This is a genomic window from Galbibacter sp. L-19, assembly GCF_056857615.1.
The window spans coordinates 20,163-37,676 of sequence record NZ_JBSXNL010000073.1; the positions used below are offsets into that span (position 1 = coordinate 20,163).

General features: G+C 32.3%; 21 protein-coding genes and 1 tRNA gene. 8 read left to right on the plus strand and 14 right to left on the minus strand.

The window, feature by feature from the left end; translation table 11 throughout:
* From AC13CQ_RS17715 to AC13CQ_RS17740, 6 genes are all read right to left on the minus strand, one after another.
* Complete coding sequence (locus AC13CQ_RS17715) at positions 1-873, minus strand: hypothetical protein (protein WP_474507202.1); 873 nt, start codon at positions 871-873, stop codon at positions 1-3.
* Positions 839-1,468: a hypothetical protein gene (locus tag AC13CQ_RS17720; protein ID WP_474507203.1), complete on the minus strand. Its 630-nt coding sequence runs from the start codon at positions 1,466-1,468 to the stop codon at positions 839-841. The genes AC13CQ_RS17715 and AC13CQ_RS17720 overlap by 35 nt, the downstream gene beginning before the upstream one ends.
* A gap of 71 nt (positions 1,469-1,539) precedes the next feature.
* Positions 1,540-2,337: a GLPGLI family protein gene (locus AC13CQ_RS17725; protein WP_474507204.1), complete on the minus strand. Its 798-nt coding sequence runs from the start codon at positions 2,335-2,337 to the stop codon at positions 1,540-1,542.
* A gap of 63 nt (positions 2,338-2,400) precedes the next feature.
* Positions 2,401-2,646 (minus strand): hypothetical protein, encoded by a 246-nt coding sequence (locus tag AC13CQ_RS17730; RefSeq protein ID WP_474507205.1) that lies wholly within the window; start codon positions 2,644-2,646, stop codon positions 2,401-2,403.
* A 269-nt stretch (positions 2,647-2,915) separates the two neighbouring features.
* The gene (locus AC13CQ_RS17735; RefSeq protein WP_008613315.1) at positions 2,916-3,632 is read right to left on the minus strand and encodes a DUF4197 domain-containing protein; all 717 of its coding nucleotides are present in this window, start codon (positions 3,630-3,632) and stop codon (positions 2,916-2,918) included.
* A 78-nt stretch (positions 3,633-3,710) separates the two neighbouring features.
* On the minus strand, positions 3,711-4,208 hold the full coding sequence (locus AC13CQ_RS17740) for a metallophosphoesterase family protein (protein ID WP_008613308.1): 498 nt from the start codon (positions 4,206-4,208) through the stop codon (positions 3,711-3,713).
* A gap of 458 nt (positions 4,209-4,666) precedes the next feature.
* On the opposite strand from AC13CQ_RS17740, the gene truA reads away from it, so the two are divergent.
* Together truA and AC13CQ_RS17750 are read left to right on the plus strand one after the other, a co-directional pair.
* The gene (gene truA / locus AC13CQ_RS17745) at positions 4,667-5,419 is read left to right on the plus strand and encodes a tRNA pseudouridine(38-40) synthase TruA (RefSeq protein WP_456867641.1); all 753 of its coding nucleotides are present in this window, start codon (positions 4,667-4,669) and stop codon (positions 5,417-5,419) included.
* Positions 5,412-7,181, plus strand: coding sequence for an ABC transporter ATP-binding protein (locus AC13CQ_RS17750; RefSeq protein ID WP_335587381.1), 1,770 nt, complete (start codon positions 5,412-5,414; stop codon positions 7,179-7,181). The genes truA and AC13CQ_RS17750 overlap by 8 nt, the downstream gene beginning before the upstream one ends.
* A 30-nt stretch (positions 7,182-7,211) precedes the next feature.
* Here AC13CQ_RS17750 and AC13CQ_RS17755 read toward each other — a convergent pair whose 3' ends face one another.
* Both AC13CQ_RS17755 and folP read right to left on the minus strand, forming a co-directional pair.
* Entirely contained in the window at positions 7,212-7,994 is a 783-nt protein-coding gene (locus tag AC13CQ_RS17755; protein ID WP_008613303.1) for a diadenylate cyclase, read from the minus strand.
* Positions 7,995-8,122: 128 nt separating this feature from the next.
* Complete coding sequence (folP, locus tag AC13CQ_RS17760) at positions 8,123-8,962, minus strand: dihydropteroate synthase (protein ID WP_474507206.1); 840 nt, start codon at positions 8,960-8,962, stop codon at positions 8,123-8,125.
* Positions 8,963-9,051: 89 nt separating this feature from the next.
* Here folP and AC13CQ_RS17765 point away from each other — a divergent pair, with 89 nt between their 5' ends.
* The 5 genes from AC13CQ_RS17765 to AC13CQ_RS17785 all read left to right on the plus strand — a co-directional run bounded on the left by AC13CQ_RS17765 (position 9,052) and on the right by AC13CQ_RS17785 (position 12,967).
* Positions 9,052-9,597, plus strand: coding sequence for a DUF1599 domain-containing protein (locus AC13CQ_RS17765; protein WP_008613299.1), 546 nt, complete (start codon positions 9,052-9,054; stop codon positions 9,595-9,597).
* A gap of 51 nt (positions 9,598-9,648) precedes the next feature.
* Positions 9,649-10,743 (plus strand): BT_3928 family protein, encoded by a 1,095-nt coding sequence (locus AC13CQ_RS17770; protein ID WP_474507207.1) that lies wholly within the window; start codon positions 9,649-9,651, stop codon positions 10,741-10,743.
* Positions 10,744-10,844: 101 nt separating this feature from the next.
* Positions 10,845-11,594 carry a triose-phosphate isomerase gene (tpiA, locus tag AC13CQ_RS17775; RefSeq protein WP_008613295.1) on the plus strand — a complete coding sequence of 250 codons (750 nt, stop codon included), beginning with the start codon at positions 10,845-10,847 and terminating at the stop codon, positions 11,592-11,594.
* A 248-nt stretch (positions 11,595-11,842) separates the two neighbouring features.
* Positions 11,843-12,676, plus strand: coding sequence for a 50S ribosomal protein L11 methyltransferase (gene prmA / locus AC13CQ_RS17780; RefSeq protein WP_474507208.1), 834 nt, complete (start codon positions 11,843-11,845; stop codon positions 12,674-12,676).
* A gap of 15 nt (positions 12,677-12,691) precedes the next feature.
* A complete protein-coding gene (locus AC13CQ_RS17785) occupies positions 12,692-12,967 on the plus strand; it encodes an ATP-dependent Clp protease adaptor ClpS (RefSeq protein WP_008613292.1) in 276 nt (91 codons plus the stop codon).
* Here AC13CQ_RS17785 and AC13CQ_RS17790 read toward each other — a convergent pair whose 3' ends face one another.
* The 6 genes from AC13CQ_RS17790 to AC13CQ_RS17815 form a co-directional block, all read right to left on the minus strand.
* Entirely contained in the window at positions 12,968-13,183 is a 216-nt protein-coding gene (locus AC13CQ_RS17790) for a YgaP family membrane protein (protein ID WP_008613291.1), read from the minus strand.
* Between the two features lie 88 nt (positions 13,184-13,271).
* Positions 13,272-14,672 carry an MBL fold metallo-hydrolase gene (locus tag AC13CQ_RS17795; RefSeq protein WP_474507520.1) on the minus strand — a complete coding sequence of 467 codons (1,401 nt, stop codon included), beginning with the start codon at positions 14,670-14,672 and terminating at the stop codon, positions 13,272-13,274.
* 123 nt (positions 14,673-14,795) lie between these two features.
* Positions 14,796-15,587 carry a sulfite exporter TauE/SafE family protein gene (locus AC13CQ_RS17800; protein WP_008613289.1) on the minus strand — a complete coding sequence of 264 codons (792 nt, stop codon included), beginning with the start codon at positions 15,585-15,587 and terminating at the stop codon, positions 14,796-14,798.
* 4 nt (positions 15,588-15,591) lie between these two features.
* On the minus strand, positions 15,592-16,005 hold the full coding sequence (locus AC13CQ_RS17805) for a DUF6691 family protein (RefSeq protein WP_474507519.1): 414 nt from the start codon (positions 16,003-16,005) through the stop codon (positions 15,592-15,594).
* Between the two features lie 10 nt (positions 16,006-16,015).
* The gene (locus AC13CQ_RS17810) at positions 16,016-16,573 is read right to left on the minus strand and encodes a YeeE/YedE family protein (RefSeq protein WP_008613287.1); all 558 of its coding nucleotides are present in this window, start codon (positions 16,571-16,573) and stop codon (positions 16,016-16,018) included.
* Positions 16,574-16,703: 130 nt separating this feature from the next.
* Positions 16,704-17,336, minus strand: a complete 633-nt coding sequence (locus AC13CQ_RS17815; RefSeq protein ID WP_008613286.1) for a Crp/Fnr family transcriptional regulator — start codon at positions 17,334-17,336, stop codon at positions 16,704-16,706.
* A gap of 102 nt (positions 17,337-17,438) precedes the next feature.
* Here AC13CQ_RS17815 and AC13CQ_RS17820 point away from each other — a divergent pair.
* Positions 17,439-17,512, plus strand: a tRNA-Arg gene (locus tag AC13CQ_RS17820).
* Positions 17,513-17,514: the final 2 nt, after the last annotated feature.

The following is a 17,514-nucleotide window of genomic DNA, read 5'->3' on the forward strand; positions in this document are numbered from 1 at the left end:
CTATTTTTTTGTAGAAAATCGACCATATGCAGCTATGTTCCATGCAATCATCATTGCTGAAAAAGCATATAAGTCCATTGTGATTGCTATTCCCATATGCATAAGAATAATAGCAAAAACAGTATATCTTCTAGTTAATTTTTGAATAACTAAAAATGGATAAAAGAATTCAAGTAATATTGTACCTATTCCTATTATTATGAAAATTTCTGAGGGGAATGTATGATAATTATTATCTGCTGAAGCTAGTGCTTTCCAAACGGAGTTGCCATTCCTCCACCCACTATCAAGCCCTTTGGCAATTCCTGAAAAACAATACGCCATAGCTAAGTGAATTTGAATTACCCGCCTGTAGTTGAAACCTAAATTTAATACAGGGTTAAATAATTTTTTGTCGATTGAAAAAAAATATCCTACCGGAAACACCAAACAGTAAAATAAAGACATGGTTAAAAAAAAATCATAGCCGTAGTTGAAAGGAGTAAAACTTCTAAATATGATTAGCTGAAAAACCAAAGCTATTCCAGCGGCATAACGTGTGAAAAAGCCCAATAAAAGAAAAATTAAAGCTCCTATATAGATTCTTGTTACTGTTGGAAAAAAGATGTTTGAGATCCCGTTGGTTTCTATAAATTGATATAATGGATGGAAGTATTTAAAATATCCAGATTCTAAATAAATTAATTCTTGAGGGATTAAAGTTTCTGCAGAAGAAAATAATAAGGGTAAATCCTTTATTAAACTAGCAATTTCGATAAGCGCAATGGTACTAATTGTTAAGCGAAAAAAAATTAAAAAGAGTTTTTCACTACCATCTATTTTGAATAAGCCTTCTAATTTATTGTACAGGAAATCTACCTTCTTGAATAACATATATATTAGGTTTAGCTTGACGTTCCTTCCTTTCCCAAATATTTTCGGGAACTATAGTAAGTAATTCTATTTTATATGAAGCACATTCGGAGCGCTTTAAGGCTTCTTTTTTTCCTAACCATTTTAAGGTTTTAACTACGTAGTCTTTTTTGAACTTATAATCATTCCTTAAACTTAGAACATCTGGATCGTTATTAGCTATTGAGAGAGAATCAGCATCTATTGCATTTTTTGTTTTTGCTACATAATTTGCTAAAAATGATGCATACCCTTCCAACCGTGAAATACCATTGGTACTTGAGAAGTTAAAGTAGCGGTCTTTTTTTAGCACCTGATCCAGAGAATCATAATAAGTTGCCCTTAAGTATTTTTCTGTAGCGGCATGGATGCCATAAAACCCATAACCTGTATTTATACCTGTCAATAAATAATATGGCTCGGTGTATTGGTTCTGTTTTAAAAAGTTAAAAATAAAGATGGATGGTTTTTTATTATAGTGGAAACCCCAATATCCGTCAATTGTAGTCCAAGTCGATTGAAAAAAAATAAGTAATAAATGCCCAGTAAAGAAGAGTACTAACAATGTTTTTTTCATAATACATTTTTACTGGTGTTTTTAAATGGATAAAACAACGATATCAAGACCTTTTATAAAGGAAAAATAGTTTATCTTTTATATGGCTTTTTATGATAATATTCATAGAGACCTGTTGCAAGATCTCCTTTTTTAATAAGTAATATGGGTTCTATATCGTAGTGCTTTTTCTTTTTCTTTTCTTCTATAAAAATATTATACTTCGTTTTATAAAGGGTTTCGTAAAAATCAATCTCATTATTATATTCAATTTTTTGGATTTGTATAGTTCGAAAATAGTCTTCTGCAACTACTACTAGTCCTGGGAGTCCTTGGTACACAGAGGGCCCGTTTGATACGGGTAGTTCTTTGGTGTACCAGACCGTTAACATAGGGTAATCACTTGATTTCGATTTTGCCTTGAAACAATTTAGCCCTTTTATCTTCTTTTGCTCATTGGTTAAAACCCATTCTATATTCCCAACTTCACCTTCGGTGTAAAAGGTTTGATTCATTATCCACTCATGTTTAAAGGTCTTGTTTTCGGTAGTTTTTATAGAGAATAAAACTGTATCGGCAAGAGCTGCTGTAGTTCTAGGGTTTTCCCAGCCTATCGGTCTTTTTTGTACCGTAGAATCCAAAACATAGATAGATGAGCGATCTTTAACATTAATATTAAAACTATAATAATCTGTTATTCCCTTCATAAATTCGTGCAATGACGCTTTCGTTGGCGAGTCCTGCATGTGTGACTCCGTCATTTTATATTGACTGATGGGAGTACTTGTATAGGTTACTTTGATAATATTTTTTGCTTCTGATTGAGCTTTTGCCTGTATGGTACAGTAAATTAAAAAAAGAGCAAGAAAACATTTATGAATGGATATCATCTTTTTTTTTTAAATAGAAAAAGTATTGCTCTCTCTATTAAAGAGAACAATACTATAGAGCATTTAGTATTTACCTAATATGTTGGACATAGCTTCAAATTGCTTAAGTACTTCTCCAGTATGTGTATTATTACATTCGGAAAAAGACTCTTGAGTTCGATATTTAGTAGAACATGTAGCTTGTGCTTCTAAAACTGTATCAGTTATTTCAAAGTCATCAGTTAGTGAATTATTTGTCTCAGCAGGTGCAAATGCGAATGCTACAAATGCAATAGTGATTAGCGCAAAAGAAAGAATTATTTTTTTCATGTTTTCTAATATTTAAAGTGTTAATAAATGAATTTTTAAACATTTACGTAGAGCTCTTAAATAATTAAAATTATATAGTATATAATACCAATATAGTGAAAAAAAACATTATTTCATAATAAATATTCTAAAAAATAATTAAAATCATCATTTTATATGCTTTTATGCTATAAAAACATAATAAATGTTCGATTGCTAAGATGTCTTAATTATTGATATTAACAACTATATTCTTAGCCTTTGAAGTAGAAATACATTTAGCTCCTTCTTTAATTACTCAAAACAGAGTTTAAAATAGTAGAAGGATTTGAACGTACGTTATTTTCGGTTTGTTCTACAATATTAAATAAACCATCTACTAATTGTTTGGTTACTGCATCGTTTAACTGCTCGGAACCACTGGCGGTACTTCCTGTTCCTAAAACAGCGCCTAAAACTCCATTTAATGAGCTATTATTACCTCCAAGCGCATTGTTTAATAAGGAGTTGATGCCTAAGCTTTCTGTTTTATCGGTAACAACTGGAGCAATAGCAGTAGTTAAATCATTGTAAGTTTTATCCTTAAGGTAGGACGTTGCAGCATCTTTTCCACCAGAAATAATAGCAATTGCATCTTGAGTAGTCATTTCATTTATAGCTTTAGTAACTATAGGTCTTGCGGTGGTAATAGAAGCATTTGCAATATCGCTAATTAGTGCTTTTTCCTTTGCAACAACACTAGAAAGTCCTAAAGATTCTAATTTATTGTTGATATCTTTTAATTTTTGAGGCATGGCAGCATCAATCAAAGCATTAGTCATAAATTCATTGGAGTCGCCAAATACCGAAAAAGCTTCTTGTGTTCCGTTATTTAAAACAGATTGTACAGTGTTTAAAGCTACATTGCTGTTTTGACTTGTGTTTCCAGCAGTGTTAAGTGTATCACAGCTGTTTAGAGATAAAAGTGTTGCTGTAAGAACAACAACCGTTAAAATTTTTCTGATCATAATATGATTTTTTTTAAAGAGTGTAAAAGTAATATCTTTTTAGAAAATAAGTAATATATAGCAGGGATTAACCTTTATTTATACTCGTTTTTCGAGTTCTATAATTTCAAGGTCTTTAATTTGTTCGTTGTCAATTACAAAGCGTAACATAGTTCTAACTTTATGAAACCCATGTTTCCCAGCTGCACCAGGATTCATATGCAATAAATTCAGCTTTTTATCCCACATTACTTTTAAGATATGCGAGTGTCCACAAATAAAGAGTTTAGGAGGGTTTACCTTGATTTCCTCTCTAATTCTACGGTCGTATTTATTAGGATATCCTCCAATATGTGTAATCCAAACATCCACCCCTTCACAAAAGAAGCGGTTATTTTCTGGAAATTCTAATCGTGCTTTGTCATTATCAATATTTCCAAAAACAGCTTTTAGAGGTTTTAGTTTTTTTAAAGCATCGGTAACTTGGAGGTCGCCAATATCTCCGGCATGCCATACTTCATCAGCTAGATTTACATATTTTAGAATAGCATCGTCTATATAACTATGTGTGTCTGAAAGTAAAAGAATTTTTCGCATAAAATAATTACGTTTTAAAAAGTCTTTGATTTATTCATCCCCTTTGCGGAGGCATTTACCTTATCTATAATAAATCCCTTTATGAGGGGTTTTATATGTTTTTTTTATTGTCTTTAAATGTTCATATGGAACATCCAAATAATCATTCAGCTGAGTGTTTAAAAATTAGACATGGATGTTTCATCTATTTAAATCCCTCATTGAGGGTTTTATTCCCCAGAGCTTGCCCTGAGTTTATCGAAGGGCTCTACGTCGAAATTGGTTAAATTATTTTCCTTTGACTACCTCGAAGGCTTGCCTCGAGGTAGTTGGTTTTACAATTAATTGCTTTCTAGTAATTTAATTATTTCGATTGGTATTGGTCATTGCCTATTAAATGCCCATTATGGACTTTCAAAATAAAATACTCCCATCAAAATGAGTATCTTTGTAGCTTGTTACAAAAATAGCATTTTGATTTGAGATATTTTTTGGAGCTTTCTTACAATGGGCAACAATACCATGGGTGGCAAAATCAGCCTAACGCAATTTCTGTACAAGAAGTTTTAGAAAAAGCACTTTCTACACTTTTAAGAACAGAAACTCAGATAATGGGCGCCGGTAGAACCGATTCTGGAGTACATGCAAAGCAAATGTTTGCTCATTTTGATGTTAATATAGCTATAGAAACTGCCATATTAAAGCATAAACTGAATAGCTTTTTACCTAATGATATTGCTATAAAGGATATTTTTTTAGTGGTAGATGAAGCGCATGCTCGTTTTGATGCTACACAACGGAGTTATGAATATTGGTTGGTTCAAGAAAAGAATCCTTTTTTTAATAAGTACGCACACTTTATAAAGGCAGATTTAGATGTAGATGCCATGAATAAAGCCGCTGCAGAATTATTAAATTATAAAGATTTTCAATGTTTCTCTAAATCAAACACAGATGTAAAAACATATATTTGTGATGTAAAAAGGGCAGCGTGGATTTGTGAAGGAGAATTGTTAGTTTTTCATATCACAGCCGACAGATTTTTACGTAATATGGTAAGAGCTATTGTAGGAACTTTGTTGGATGTTGGAATAGGAAAAATATCTCTTGAGGAAGTAACAGAAATTATAAAAAGTAAAGATAGAAGTAATGCAGGAGCCTCGGTTCCAGCACATGGACTTTATTTAACAGAAGTGGTCTACCCCAATTCAATTAAAAAAATTAATGAGTAAAGATAAAGCAGGTAATACATTTGATTTAGGACTTTTTAAGCGTTTAATGCGTTACACAAGGCCATACCGATTAACATTTATTGGGGTTGCTTTTGCGGCAATCTCACTTTCAGTATTTTCTTCTGTTCGTCCTATATTATTAAAATACACCATAGACGATTACGTACTTTCAAAAGATAGTCACGGACTCTTGATGTTTGTGATTTACATGACGATTGTGCTATTTTTAGAAGTTATTAGTCAGCTTTCATTTATTTATTATGCCAATTGGTTGGGACAATCGGTAATTCAAGATATTCGGGTAAAACTATTTAAGCATATGCTTAGTTTTAGAATGAAGTATTTTGATAGTTCTTCTGTAGGAATACTTGTAACAAGGGCTGTAAGTGATATTGAGCGTATTGCAGCTATTTTTAGCGACGGACTTTTTATGATTGTTAGTGACTTGCTAAAAATGATAGTTGTGGCTGGAGTAATGCTTTATTTTGATTGGCAATTATCTTTAATAGTGTTTGCAGTACTTCCATTAATGTTATATGCTACTAGATTGTTTCAAAAAGCAATGAAGAAAGCATTTATTGAAGTGAGAAAAGAGGTTTCAAACTTAAATTCTTTTGTTCAGGAGCGGTTAACGGGAATGAAAATAGTTCAGCTTTTTGTAAGAGAAAAAGAGGAATACGAACAATTTAAAGTAATAAACGAAAAACACAAAAAAGCTTGGATTAACACGGTTTGGTATAACTCCATTTTTATAGCGGTTGTAGAACTTATGTCGGCTATAACAACGGGTTTAATTGTTTGGTATGGTGGGTTACGTGCAGTAATGGATGGTGCCAGCGATTTAGGGAACATTTTTATGTTTATTATGTTGGCTACAATGATTTTTAGACCGCTTAGACAAATAGCCGATAAATTTAATACCCTACAAATGGGAATGGTTGCTGCAAATAGGGTGTTTGATATTTTGGATACCGATAGTAAGATTGAAAATAAAGGAAATCTTACCGCAGAAAACTTAAAAGGAGCACTTGCTTTTAAGAATGTCCGTTTTGGATATATTGAAAATGAAGAGGTTTTACACGGAATTTCGTTTGAAGCAAAACCTGGAGAAACTATTGCTATTGTTGGAGCAACAGGAGCTGGGAAGTCTACTATTATTAATTTATTGAATCGTTTTTATGAAATTAATTCAGGAGAAATTTTAGCAGATGGAACTAATATTAACGAATTTACCATACAATCCCTGCGTTCTCAAATAGCAGTTGTTTTGCAAGATGTTTTCTTATTTGCAGATACAATTTTAAATAATATTACACTAAATGACCCTTCAATTAAGGAAGAAGATGTAGTCCAAGCAGCAAAAGATATAGGAATTCATAAGTTTATAAAAAGCTTGCCTGGAGGGTATCATTATAATGTAAAAGAAAGAGGAAGTATGCTTTCTAGTGGGCAACGTCAGCTCATTGCTTTTTTACGTGCGTATGTAAGTAATCCAAGTATATTGGTGTTGGATGAAGCAACCTCTTCTGTAGATGGGCATTCAGAAAAATTAATTCAGAAAGCAACAGATAAGATAACTAAAGGAAGAACTTCTATTGTAATTGCTCACCGTTTGGCAACTATTAAAAAAGCAGATCGGATTATTGTAATGGAAGCAGGGAAAATAGTGGAGTCTGGCACACATGAAGATTTATTAAAACAAGAAAATGGATACTATCGTAATTTATACGAAGTTCAATTTTTAGCTGAAGAAGCTATCTAAATAAGGGAGTAAGGATAAAAATCTAAAATCTTATGTAAGATCGTCTATAATAATTTTCTTAAGTTCGTTGAATTCATTATACAAAACAAATTCTCCATTCTTAATATAAGAAACTTGCCCGTTTTCTTCACTAACAACCAAAGCAACAGCATCAGTTTTTTCGGTAACTCCAATAGCTGCTCGATGTCTTAACCCAAACCGAAGCGGAATGTTTCGTTCGTTTGAAACAGGTAGGATTGCTCGTGTTGCCACAATTCGGTTTCCTTCAATAATAACAGCGCCATCATGTAAGGTACTATTTTTGTAAAAGATGCTTTCTAAAATAGGTTGATTTACTTCAATATTCATGTGGTCTCCAGTATGTTTTACAAATTCTAGAGAGTTATTTCTTTCAATAACTATAAGTACACCAGTAAGTTTCGAGCTCATTTTTTCACAAGCAGAAATTATGGCATCTACATTTGTATCTACCCCCAAACCGTCGTGTTTCATAAAATTGAGATGCTTCATAATCCCTCTTTTACTAAAGTTTGTAGAGCCTACCATTAATAAGAATTTTCTAATTTCTTGCTGAAAAACTACAATCAAAGCAAAAAATCCTGCACCTATAAATTTACCAAAAATGTTACTTAGAATACGCATATCTAATGCTTCGGTAAGTAAATAGATAACATAGATTATAACGATACCAATAAAGATATTAATGGCAACAGTTCCTTTTACCAACTTGTATAAGTAGTAAAAAAGAAAGGCAACAAGGAAGATATCTATGATATCTACAATTTTAAGCTCAACAAAATCGAATATTTCCAAAGTACTTCGGTTTTATGTAAAAATATAAAATTTAGATTAGTAAAAAATAGAATTGCTCACTAAGTGAGGTTAAAATGTTTTTATGAATTTCAGACTGTTTGTTTTTTGCAGTAAAATATTGAGAGCAATTAGATACTGAAATTATTTTTGGCAATCATTTCCTTAATTTTGATACACTCCATAGCTTCTTTTACATCATGCACCCTTAAAATATTAGCACCTTTGCTTAGAGCAATTGTATTTAAACTTGTGGTACCGTTAAGGGCTTGAGAAGCATCAGTTTCTAATAGTTTGTAAATCATAGATTTTCTACTGATTCCTACTAATAGAGGTAATCCTAAAATGTGCAATACATCTAGTTTAGCCATTAGCTCATAATTCTGGTCTAAGTTTTTAGCAAATCCAAAACCAGGATCAATTATCACATCGTTTATTTTATGAGCATTGACTTCTGCTATTCTTTCAGAAAAGTAATAAAGAAGTTCTCTCATAAAATTACGGTAGGTTATTTTTGTTTGCATTGTTTCTGGATTCCCTTTCATATGCATTAAAATATATGGAACTCGAAGTTTTCCTACAGTCGGAATCATATTAGGATCTAATGTTCCGCCAGAAATATCGTTCACTATACACGCTCCTGCTTCAATAGCTTCTTTTGCAACTTCAGCACGAAAGGTGTCTATAGAGAGTAAGGTTTCAGGAAAGTTTTTCAGAATAAGTTCTGTAGTAGGAACACTGCGTTTTAGTTCTTCTTGAACAGAAACTTCTTTTGCTCCAGGTCTAGAACTGTAGGCGCCTAAATCAATAAAAGTAGCGCCATCATTTAACATCGATTCTACACGATTTAAAATGTGACTATCATTGGTGTATTTTCCTCCATCAAAAAATGAATCTGGAGTGGTATTTAATATGCCCATTACTTTTGGGCTTGAAATATCGATAAGGGTTCCGTTGCAGTTAATTGTCATTAAAAAGGGCTTAAAATATAAAGTTTAAAGGGCTAACTTTGAACAATTGAAAATTTTAAGCGAAATTTACGCAAAATAGTATCAAACTTATGCAAAATACATCAAAACAATACGATGAGGTAGTTAGTGTTTGTCGTGAATTGTTTGAAAAGAAAATGAAAGATTATGGAAGTGCGTGGCGTATTTTACGATTGCCATCGCTTACAGATCAGATATTTATAAAGGCACAACGTATTCGTTCCCTTCAAGAAAATAGTGTTAGAAAAGTAGATGAAGACGAAATATCTGAATTTATCGGAATTATAAATTATTCCGTTATGGCGCTTATTCAGATAGAAAAAGGGATAGCAGTACAGCCAGATTTAACTACTGATGAAGCTGTAAAACTGTATGATTTTTATATTGAGCAGACAAAGAATTTAATGCTAAATAAAAACCATGATTATGGAGAGGCTTGGCGAGAAATGCGTGTAAGTTCTTTGACGGATTTGATTTTACAAAAGATACTTCGTGTAAAGCAAATTGAAGATAATAAAGGGAAAACATTGGTAAGTGAAGGGATTGATGCAAACTATCAAGATATGATTAATTATGCAGTTTTTGCAATGATTCATCTTGAAGAGTTGAAAAGTTAATAATGAGTTTCATATAAAAACTGAATTTAAAAATAATAGAAAAAGTAAAGAATGGGTAAAATAGTAGTTTCAATTGCAAGAATACTAGTTGGGTTTTTGTTTATTATAAGTGGACTTATAAAATTAAACGATCCAGTAGGGTTTTCATTTAAATTGGAAGAATATTTTAGTCCTAGTGTATTAAATTTAGAGTTTTTAGCGCCTTATGCACTTGCTATAGCTATATTTTTAGTGATTTTTGAAACCGTTCTAGGCGTCATGCTTTTAGTGGGTTTTAAACGTAAATTTACAGTTTGGAGTTTACTCCTTATGATTATATTCTTTACATTCTTAACGTTTTATTCTGCATATTTTAATAAAGTTACCGATTGTGGGTGTTTTGGAGATGCTATAAAATTAACCCCTTGGGAGTCGTTCTTTAAAGATGTGGCCTTATTGCTACTTATTTTAATATTATTCTTTAAAAGAGTATATATTAATAAGTTTAGCTTTGCAGGGTTTGCTACTTTTTTAGCTATAATATTTTGTTCTGGATATGCCTATTATGTGTACAACCATTTGCCAGTTGTAGATTTTCGCCCATATAAAATAGGGGTAAATATTATAGAAGGGATGGAAGTGCCAGAAGGAGCTCCTGAGGCAGTGTATCAATACGATTGGAAATTTAATGTAAACGGAGAAGAAAAAATAATAAGTACCGAAGGAGATTATCCAACGGTTGATGGAGAGTTTATTGATGTTCAAACTACGTTACTCCAAGAAGGGTATGAGCCTCCAATTCATGATTTTACGATGGAATTGAATGGCACAGACTATACTTCGGAGATAATGGAATGGGATAAAGTTTTGGTGGTAGTTTCTAGAAATATAGAAGAAGCAAATATCAAAGGTTTAACAGCTATAATGGAAGTTGTAAAAGAAGCTAGGTCTAAAGGGTATAAAATAATAGGTTTATCTGCTTCAAATGAAGAGCAGTTAGCCCCTTTTAAAGAAAAGTATCAATTAAATTTTGACTTTTACTTCTGCGATTTAACTACGGTAAAAACAATAATACGTTCAAATCCAGCTATATTGGAATTGCAAAAAGGAACAATTACTCAAAAATTGCATTTTAAAGATGCACATGATTTTGAGTTTGAAAATTAACAATAAGAACTTAATTGTAACAAGATGTTAAGAAGTCGTTTAAATAGGCTTTAATTAATATTTTTGTTATGAAAATAAAAATTCAACTTAAAAAAAATAAAATGAGAAAAAAAATAGTTGCTGGAAACTGGAAAATGAATAACGATCTTGCTCAAACACAAACCTTAATTAGTGATTTGAAGAAAAGTTTACCAGCTACCGATGCAGAAGTAAAAATAGCGCCAACATATACAAATCTATACCCAGCTTATGAAGCTCTTAAAGATAGCGCCATAGAAGTGGTAGCACAGAATATGCACCAAGAAGAAAATGGAGCGTATACAGGAGAAATTTCTGCTTCTATGCTTAAAAGTGTAGGGATTAAAACGGTTATTTTAGGGCATTCAGAACGTCGAGCTTATTTTGGAGAAGACGATGCTTTACTTGCTAAAAAAGTAGATACTGCTATAAAACACGAAATGGATATTATTTTTTGTTTTGGAGAGGAATTAGAGGATAGAAAGTCTGATAATCACTTTAAATTAGTTGAAAGTCAGTTAAAAAATGCTCTATTTCATTTAGAAGCAGCTGCTTGGAAGCGTATTGTTTTGGCTTATGAGCCAGTATGGGCTATAGGTACAGGAGAAACAGCAAGTCCAGAGCAAGCACAAGAAATGCATGAATTTATTAGAAAAACATTAGCCGACAAGTACAGTCAAGACTTAGCCGATAGTATTTCTATTCTTTATGGTGGTAGTGTAAAACCAGCAAATGCAGAAGAGATTTTTTCTAAGCCAGATGTAGATGGTGGTTTGATTGGTGGGGCAGCATTGAAAGCAGAAGATTTTATTGGGATAGTAAAAGCTATCTAAACAAATTTTAGACATTTCTAGGAAATAGAAAAAGTTTAAATCCCTCATTGAGGGCTTTACTCTCTAGAGCCTGTTCTGAGTATATCGAATGGTTCTACGTCGAAATGGATTAAATTATTTTCCTTTAACTACCTCGTAGGCTTGCCTCGAGGTAGTTGATTAAACTCAATATTTTAAATGAAGTCGTAAGATTGTATTTTTGTACAGTTTTCGACTTCATTTTTTCTAATAATTTTTTAATTGAATATATGGATCAGATATATCTAGAGTACACTTTTAAAGTAGCACCAATAGCGCAAGGAAATGAAATTTTAATTGCTGAATTGGGGTATGCTGGTTTTGAAAGTTTTGTTGAAAATGAAGAAGGGGTTCTAGCTTATATCCAAAAAGGAGAATGGAAACCAGAAATACTTGAAGATATTCAAATTCTAGAGAGTGATTTGTTTGAAATTACATTTGATTTTAAAGAAATAGAACAGCAGAATTGGAATGCAGAGTGGGAGAAAAACTTTCACCCTATAGAAGTAGATGGCCTGTGTACAGTAAGAGCTCCCTTTCATGAAAAGCCTACTACCAAATATGATATTGTTATTGAGCCTAAAATGAGTTTTGGAACAGGGCATCATGAAACCACACATATGATGATTCAGTTTCTACTGAAAAATGACTTGAAAGATAAAAAAGTACTCGATATGGGGTGTGGAACTGGAGTTTTAGCAATTTTAGCTGAAAAAGAAGGTGCTATAGATTTAGATGCTATTGATATTGATAATTGGTGCTACCTAAACTCATTGGAAAATGTTGAACGCAATAACTGTAAGCATATAAAAGTGTTAGAAGGAGATGCCTCTTTATTAGAAGGAAACAAGTATGATGTTATTATAGCAAACATAAATAGGAATATACTTTTAGCAGATATTCCAACCTATGTAAATTGTTTAAATGAAGGAGGAACTTTATTGTTAAGTGGTTTTTATAAAGACGATATACCTCAAATACAGGAACGATGTGAGGAATTTTCGTTAAAATTTATTGAAAATCTTGAAAAGAACCATTGGGTTGCTGTAAAATTTTTAAATTAGCTTAAAATACTGAATATGAGTACGAAGGAAGAAATTTTAGAAGAATTATTACTTGACGAAGAAGTATTAAAACAGAACGAAATTGTACTTTATAATGACGAGGTAAATACATTTGATTATGTAATTGATATGCTCGTAGCTACCTGCGATCATACCCCAGAACAAGCTGAGCAGTGTTCTATTATTGTACATTATAAAGGAAAATGTACTGTAAAAACAGGAGATTATGATGATTTAAAGCCTCGTTGCTCTAAATTATTACAAGCTGGGCTAAGTGCGGAAATAGTTTAGTTATTTATTCTCTTTTTTGTCGAGATTGGTATTTATGCCAATTATTTTGTAAAGTATGCTAAAGCGGAATAAACAAGTTAGTAAAAGTGCAATAGCAAATAGCATTAGCGCTACTCCAAAAATGCCTTTTATAATTTGAAAGTAAAAAAGTAAAGCTATTCCAAAAGCAATAATTACACGGATAAGCTTGTCTTTTTGACTCATGTTTTTCTTCATAATAAAATTTTTTATAAAAATATAAATAAAGAACAAAGCCCAGAAATTTCTGGGCTTTGTTCTTTAATAGTTTATAGCTTTTTAAGCTTTAAGAGTTTGGACATGAATAATTTGTTTTAGGGATTTCTGTGTTTTTTAAAGCACCAAAACCACCTTTTATATCCACTAGGTTTTCAAAACCTCTTGCTTTTAATATGGAAGCAGCAATTGCAGAACGATAGCCACCAGCGCAATGCACATAATATTTTTTATTTTTATCTAACTCGCCCATATGTTCATTAATAAAATCTAAAGGAAAAGTTATCCCTTTTTCTAGGTGCTCCGATTCGTACTCTCCTGGTTTACGAACGTCCAATATATTTAAAGAATTGTTGTACTCTTCTTGAAAAGTTTCTGCAGTTATAGAGTTGATAGTAGCTACTTCTTTGCTAGCTTTTTTCCAATTTTCAATTCCGCCATCTAAATATCCTAAAGTATTATCATAACCAACTCTTGAAAGTCTGGTAACTGCTTCTTTGGATTTTCCTTCAGGAACTATTAAAAGAATAGGTTGTTTTAAATCGGTTATTAAAGCACCTACCCATGGAGCAAAAGAACCATTGAGTCCAATAAAGATTGAGTTTGGAATATGTTCTTTTAAAAACTCATCTTGTGTGCGTACATCTAGCACCAAGGCGACTTCTTGATTTGCAATTAGTTCAAATTTTTCTGGAGAAAGTGGCACGTCTCCTTTTTCAAGTACATCATCAAAAGTGCTATACCCTTCTTTATTGAGCATTGCATTTTTAGAGAAGTATTGAGGTGGAGGCATTATTCCGTCTAAAACTTCATCTACAAATTCCTGCTTAGTCATATCGGCACGGAGGGCGTAGTTTGTTTTCTTTTGGTTTCCTAGGGTATCAACGGTTTCTTTACTAAGGTTTTTCCCACAGGCAGAACCAGCACCATGTGCAGGATATACTATAACATTGTCTGCTAAAGGCATAATTTTATTGCGTAAAGAATCGAATAACATTGCTGCCAAATCCTCTTTAGTAATATCTTGTTTTATTGCCAAATCTGGTCTACCAACATCTCCAAGGAAAAGCGTATCTCCAGTAAATAATGCATGATTTTTTCCATCTTCATCAATCAATAAATACGTGGTAGACTCAAGGGTATGTCCAGGTGTATGGAGTGCTTTTATAGTAACCTTACCAAGTTTAAAGGTTTCATTGTCTTTAGCTTGGTAAATATCGTAACTAGTTTTTGCATTAGGACCATAAACAATGGTAGCACCTGTTTTTTCAGCTAAATCAACATGTCCAGAAACAAAATCAGCATGAAAATGTGTTTCAAAAATGTATTTTACTTTAGCATTTTCTTTTTCAATTCGTTTTAGATAAGGAGCCGTTTCTCTCAAAGGGTCAATTATAGCAACTTCTCCTTCAGACTCTATATAATAAGCCCCTTGCGCTAAACATCCAGTATATATTTGTTCTATTTTCATTATTTATTTTATTACTGATTTAGTATTTTATTTTAAATCAGATTATTGTATAAATTTCTTGTTCAAAGATACGAAACTACTTCATTTCTAAATGTGATCTATGTTACATATCCTACCTAAGGATTACTGATAAAGTTCTTTTAAGAGAATATAAAAACTCATCAGTAAAATTAAATAGCCAAAACCTTTTTTTAGTACTGTATTAGGGATAAAATTAGACAAACGCCCACCTATAATTACCCCGACTATTGTAAGAGAAGTGAATAACCAAAGAAAATTCCAGTCGATTTCTAGAGTTTGCATATCTCCTGTAAAACCTATAAGCGAATTAAAACTTACAATTACTAACGAAGTTCCAACAGCTTTTTTCATGGGTAAATTTGCCCACAATACGAGCGCAGGTACATATAAAAATCCGCCACCAGCTCCTATTAACCCCGTTATAATACCAATAGCCAAACCTTGTAAAAAAGTTTTGTAATAGGGTTGTTTATAATGTAGACTTTTTAAGTTGCGTTTTCTTTTTTTAATCATGGAAATAGATGCAATTAGCATAATAATTGCAAAAAAGACCATAATGAGGATGTCTTTAGTGAAAATAAAGTTTTGGGTAGTAAATAGTTTATCGGGAATAGCTGGAACTAAAAACCTGCGTGAAGCATATACCGCTATAAAAGAAGGAAAAGAAAAAGCGAGTCCTGTTTTAATAGCTACATTACCATTTTTATACTTCTGAATAGCGCCAATTAATGAGGAAGAACCTACAACAAAAAGAGAATATGCAGTGGCTACTACTGGATTATAGGCTAATAGGTAAACGAGTAAAGGTACTGTTAAAATAGAACCACCACCACCTAATAATCCAATAATTAGTCCGATAAATAGAGCTCCAAAATATCCAAAAATACTATCCATAAGGTTAATGAGGGAGTTTATTTTTAATCAATCCGTAAACAAAAGTTCCAAAAGTGGCTGCAATAATAACAATTAACATAGAGAAAGCACCAGTACCAACTAGAATGTACATTGGTCCGGGGCAAGCTCCAGCAAGTGCCCAACCAAGACCGAATAATAGACCACCTAGGAGGTAGCGAGTAATGCTTTTATCTTTTGGAGTTGGATGTATAGGAACCCCTTCAATATTTTTAATTTTTTTTCTTTTAGCAATTTGGACAAGGATAATGCCTGTAATAACAGCACTTCCTATAATTCCATACATATGAAACGATTCAAATCTGAACATTTCAAAAATCCGATACCAAGAAACAGCTTCAGATTTTACCAGTACAATTCCGAAGAAAATTCCAGTCAATATAAATTTTAAGTATTTCATTTTTATCAGTTTAAAAAATTAAGGGAAGAATAAAATGAGTCATAATAAGCCCACCAATAAAAAAACCGATTACGGCAATAAGCGATGGAATTTGTAAATTACTCAATCCTGTTATAGCATGACCAGAAGTACATCCGCCAGCATATCTAGTGCCAAAACCAACTAAAAAACCTCCAATAACGAGAATTAATATTCCTTTGATAGAAAAAACGGCATCCCAATTATAAATTTCTGGAGGGACTAGAGCTTTCCCAATATTTTCGAAGCCAAAAGATTGAAGCTTTTCAATAGTATGTGGATTGAGTTGAATATTAGTTTCGTTTGAAAGAAAAAAATGAGCTATAAAACCACCTATAACAGCACCAAAAACCACCATTAAATTCCATTTTTGGGTTTTGTAATCTATTTTGAAAAAGTCGCTTTTCTTTCCTGCACCAGCCATGGCACAAAAAGTTCTGAGATTAGAAGACATACCGAATGTTTTTCCGAAGTAAATAAGTAAAAACATAACAATAGCCAGAAGTGGGCCAGTAATATACCACGGCCAAGGTTGTAATATAAGATCCATTTTGTTACTAATTATTTAAGCAAAGGTAATTTTATTCCATAAGAGGCTTTGTAACGAATGTTACTTAGTGGCACATTTTAAAGCCTAGAACTGGGAAATATGCGATTTAAAAATCAAAAAAGTACAAATACTAAAACTTTAAGACCTCTATTTTATTTCTGAAGAGCTTTATGAGATTTTGATTTTCAAGTTGTTTTAAAAGTCTTGAGACAACAACTCTAGAGGTGTTTAAATCTTCCGCTATTTCTTGATGGGTAATGTGTAATAATGTGTGTCCTTGAACCTTTATCTTGTCTATTATGTATTTATGCAGTCGTTCATCCATTTTTAAAAATGCTAAAGTATCTATGGTTTCGAGCATTTCGTTAAATCTAATTTGGTAGCTTTCCAAAATAAAATTCCGCCAACTAGGTTCTGTTTCAAACCATTCATTCATTTTTTCAGCAGGGATAAATAAAATTTCAGAATCTATATCTGCAATAGCTCTAATTTTACTTTTAGAATGTTTTAGGCAACAGGTAAGAGACATGGCGCAAGTATCTCCCTCTTCTAAAAAATAAAGGAGGAGTTCGTTTCCATTAATGTCTTCTCGAAGCACTTTTACACTACCACTTATAACCAAAGGAACCGAATGTAACTCTTGATTTACATCCATAATGATATCATTTTTAGTGTAATGAGCTAATTTCCCTACTTCAGAAAGTTCTTGGAGGAGAGCTGTAGGGAAAAGATAAGCAAGTTTCTGTTGAAGAATGTTTTTCATAGAGTAAAAGTAAGCTTTTATATTTTTTTAAAAATCATGGGTTGTTTTTAATAAAAAATATTATATTTGCACCCGCATTTGAGTAATAACAAATGTACAAAAGGCCTCGTGGCGCAACTGAATAGCGCATCTGATTACGGCTCAGAAGGTTCCAGGTTTGAATCCTGGCGAGGTCACT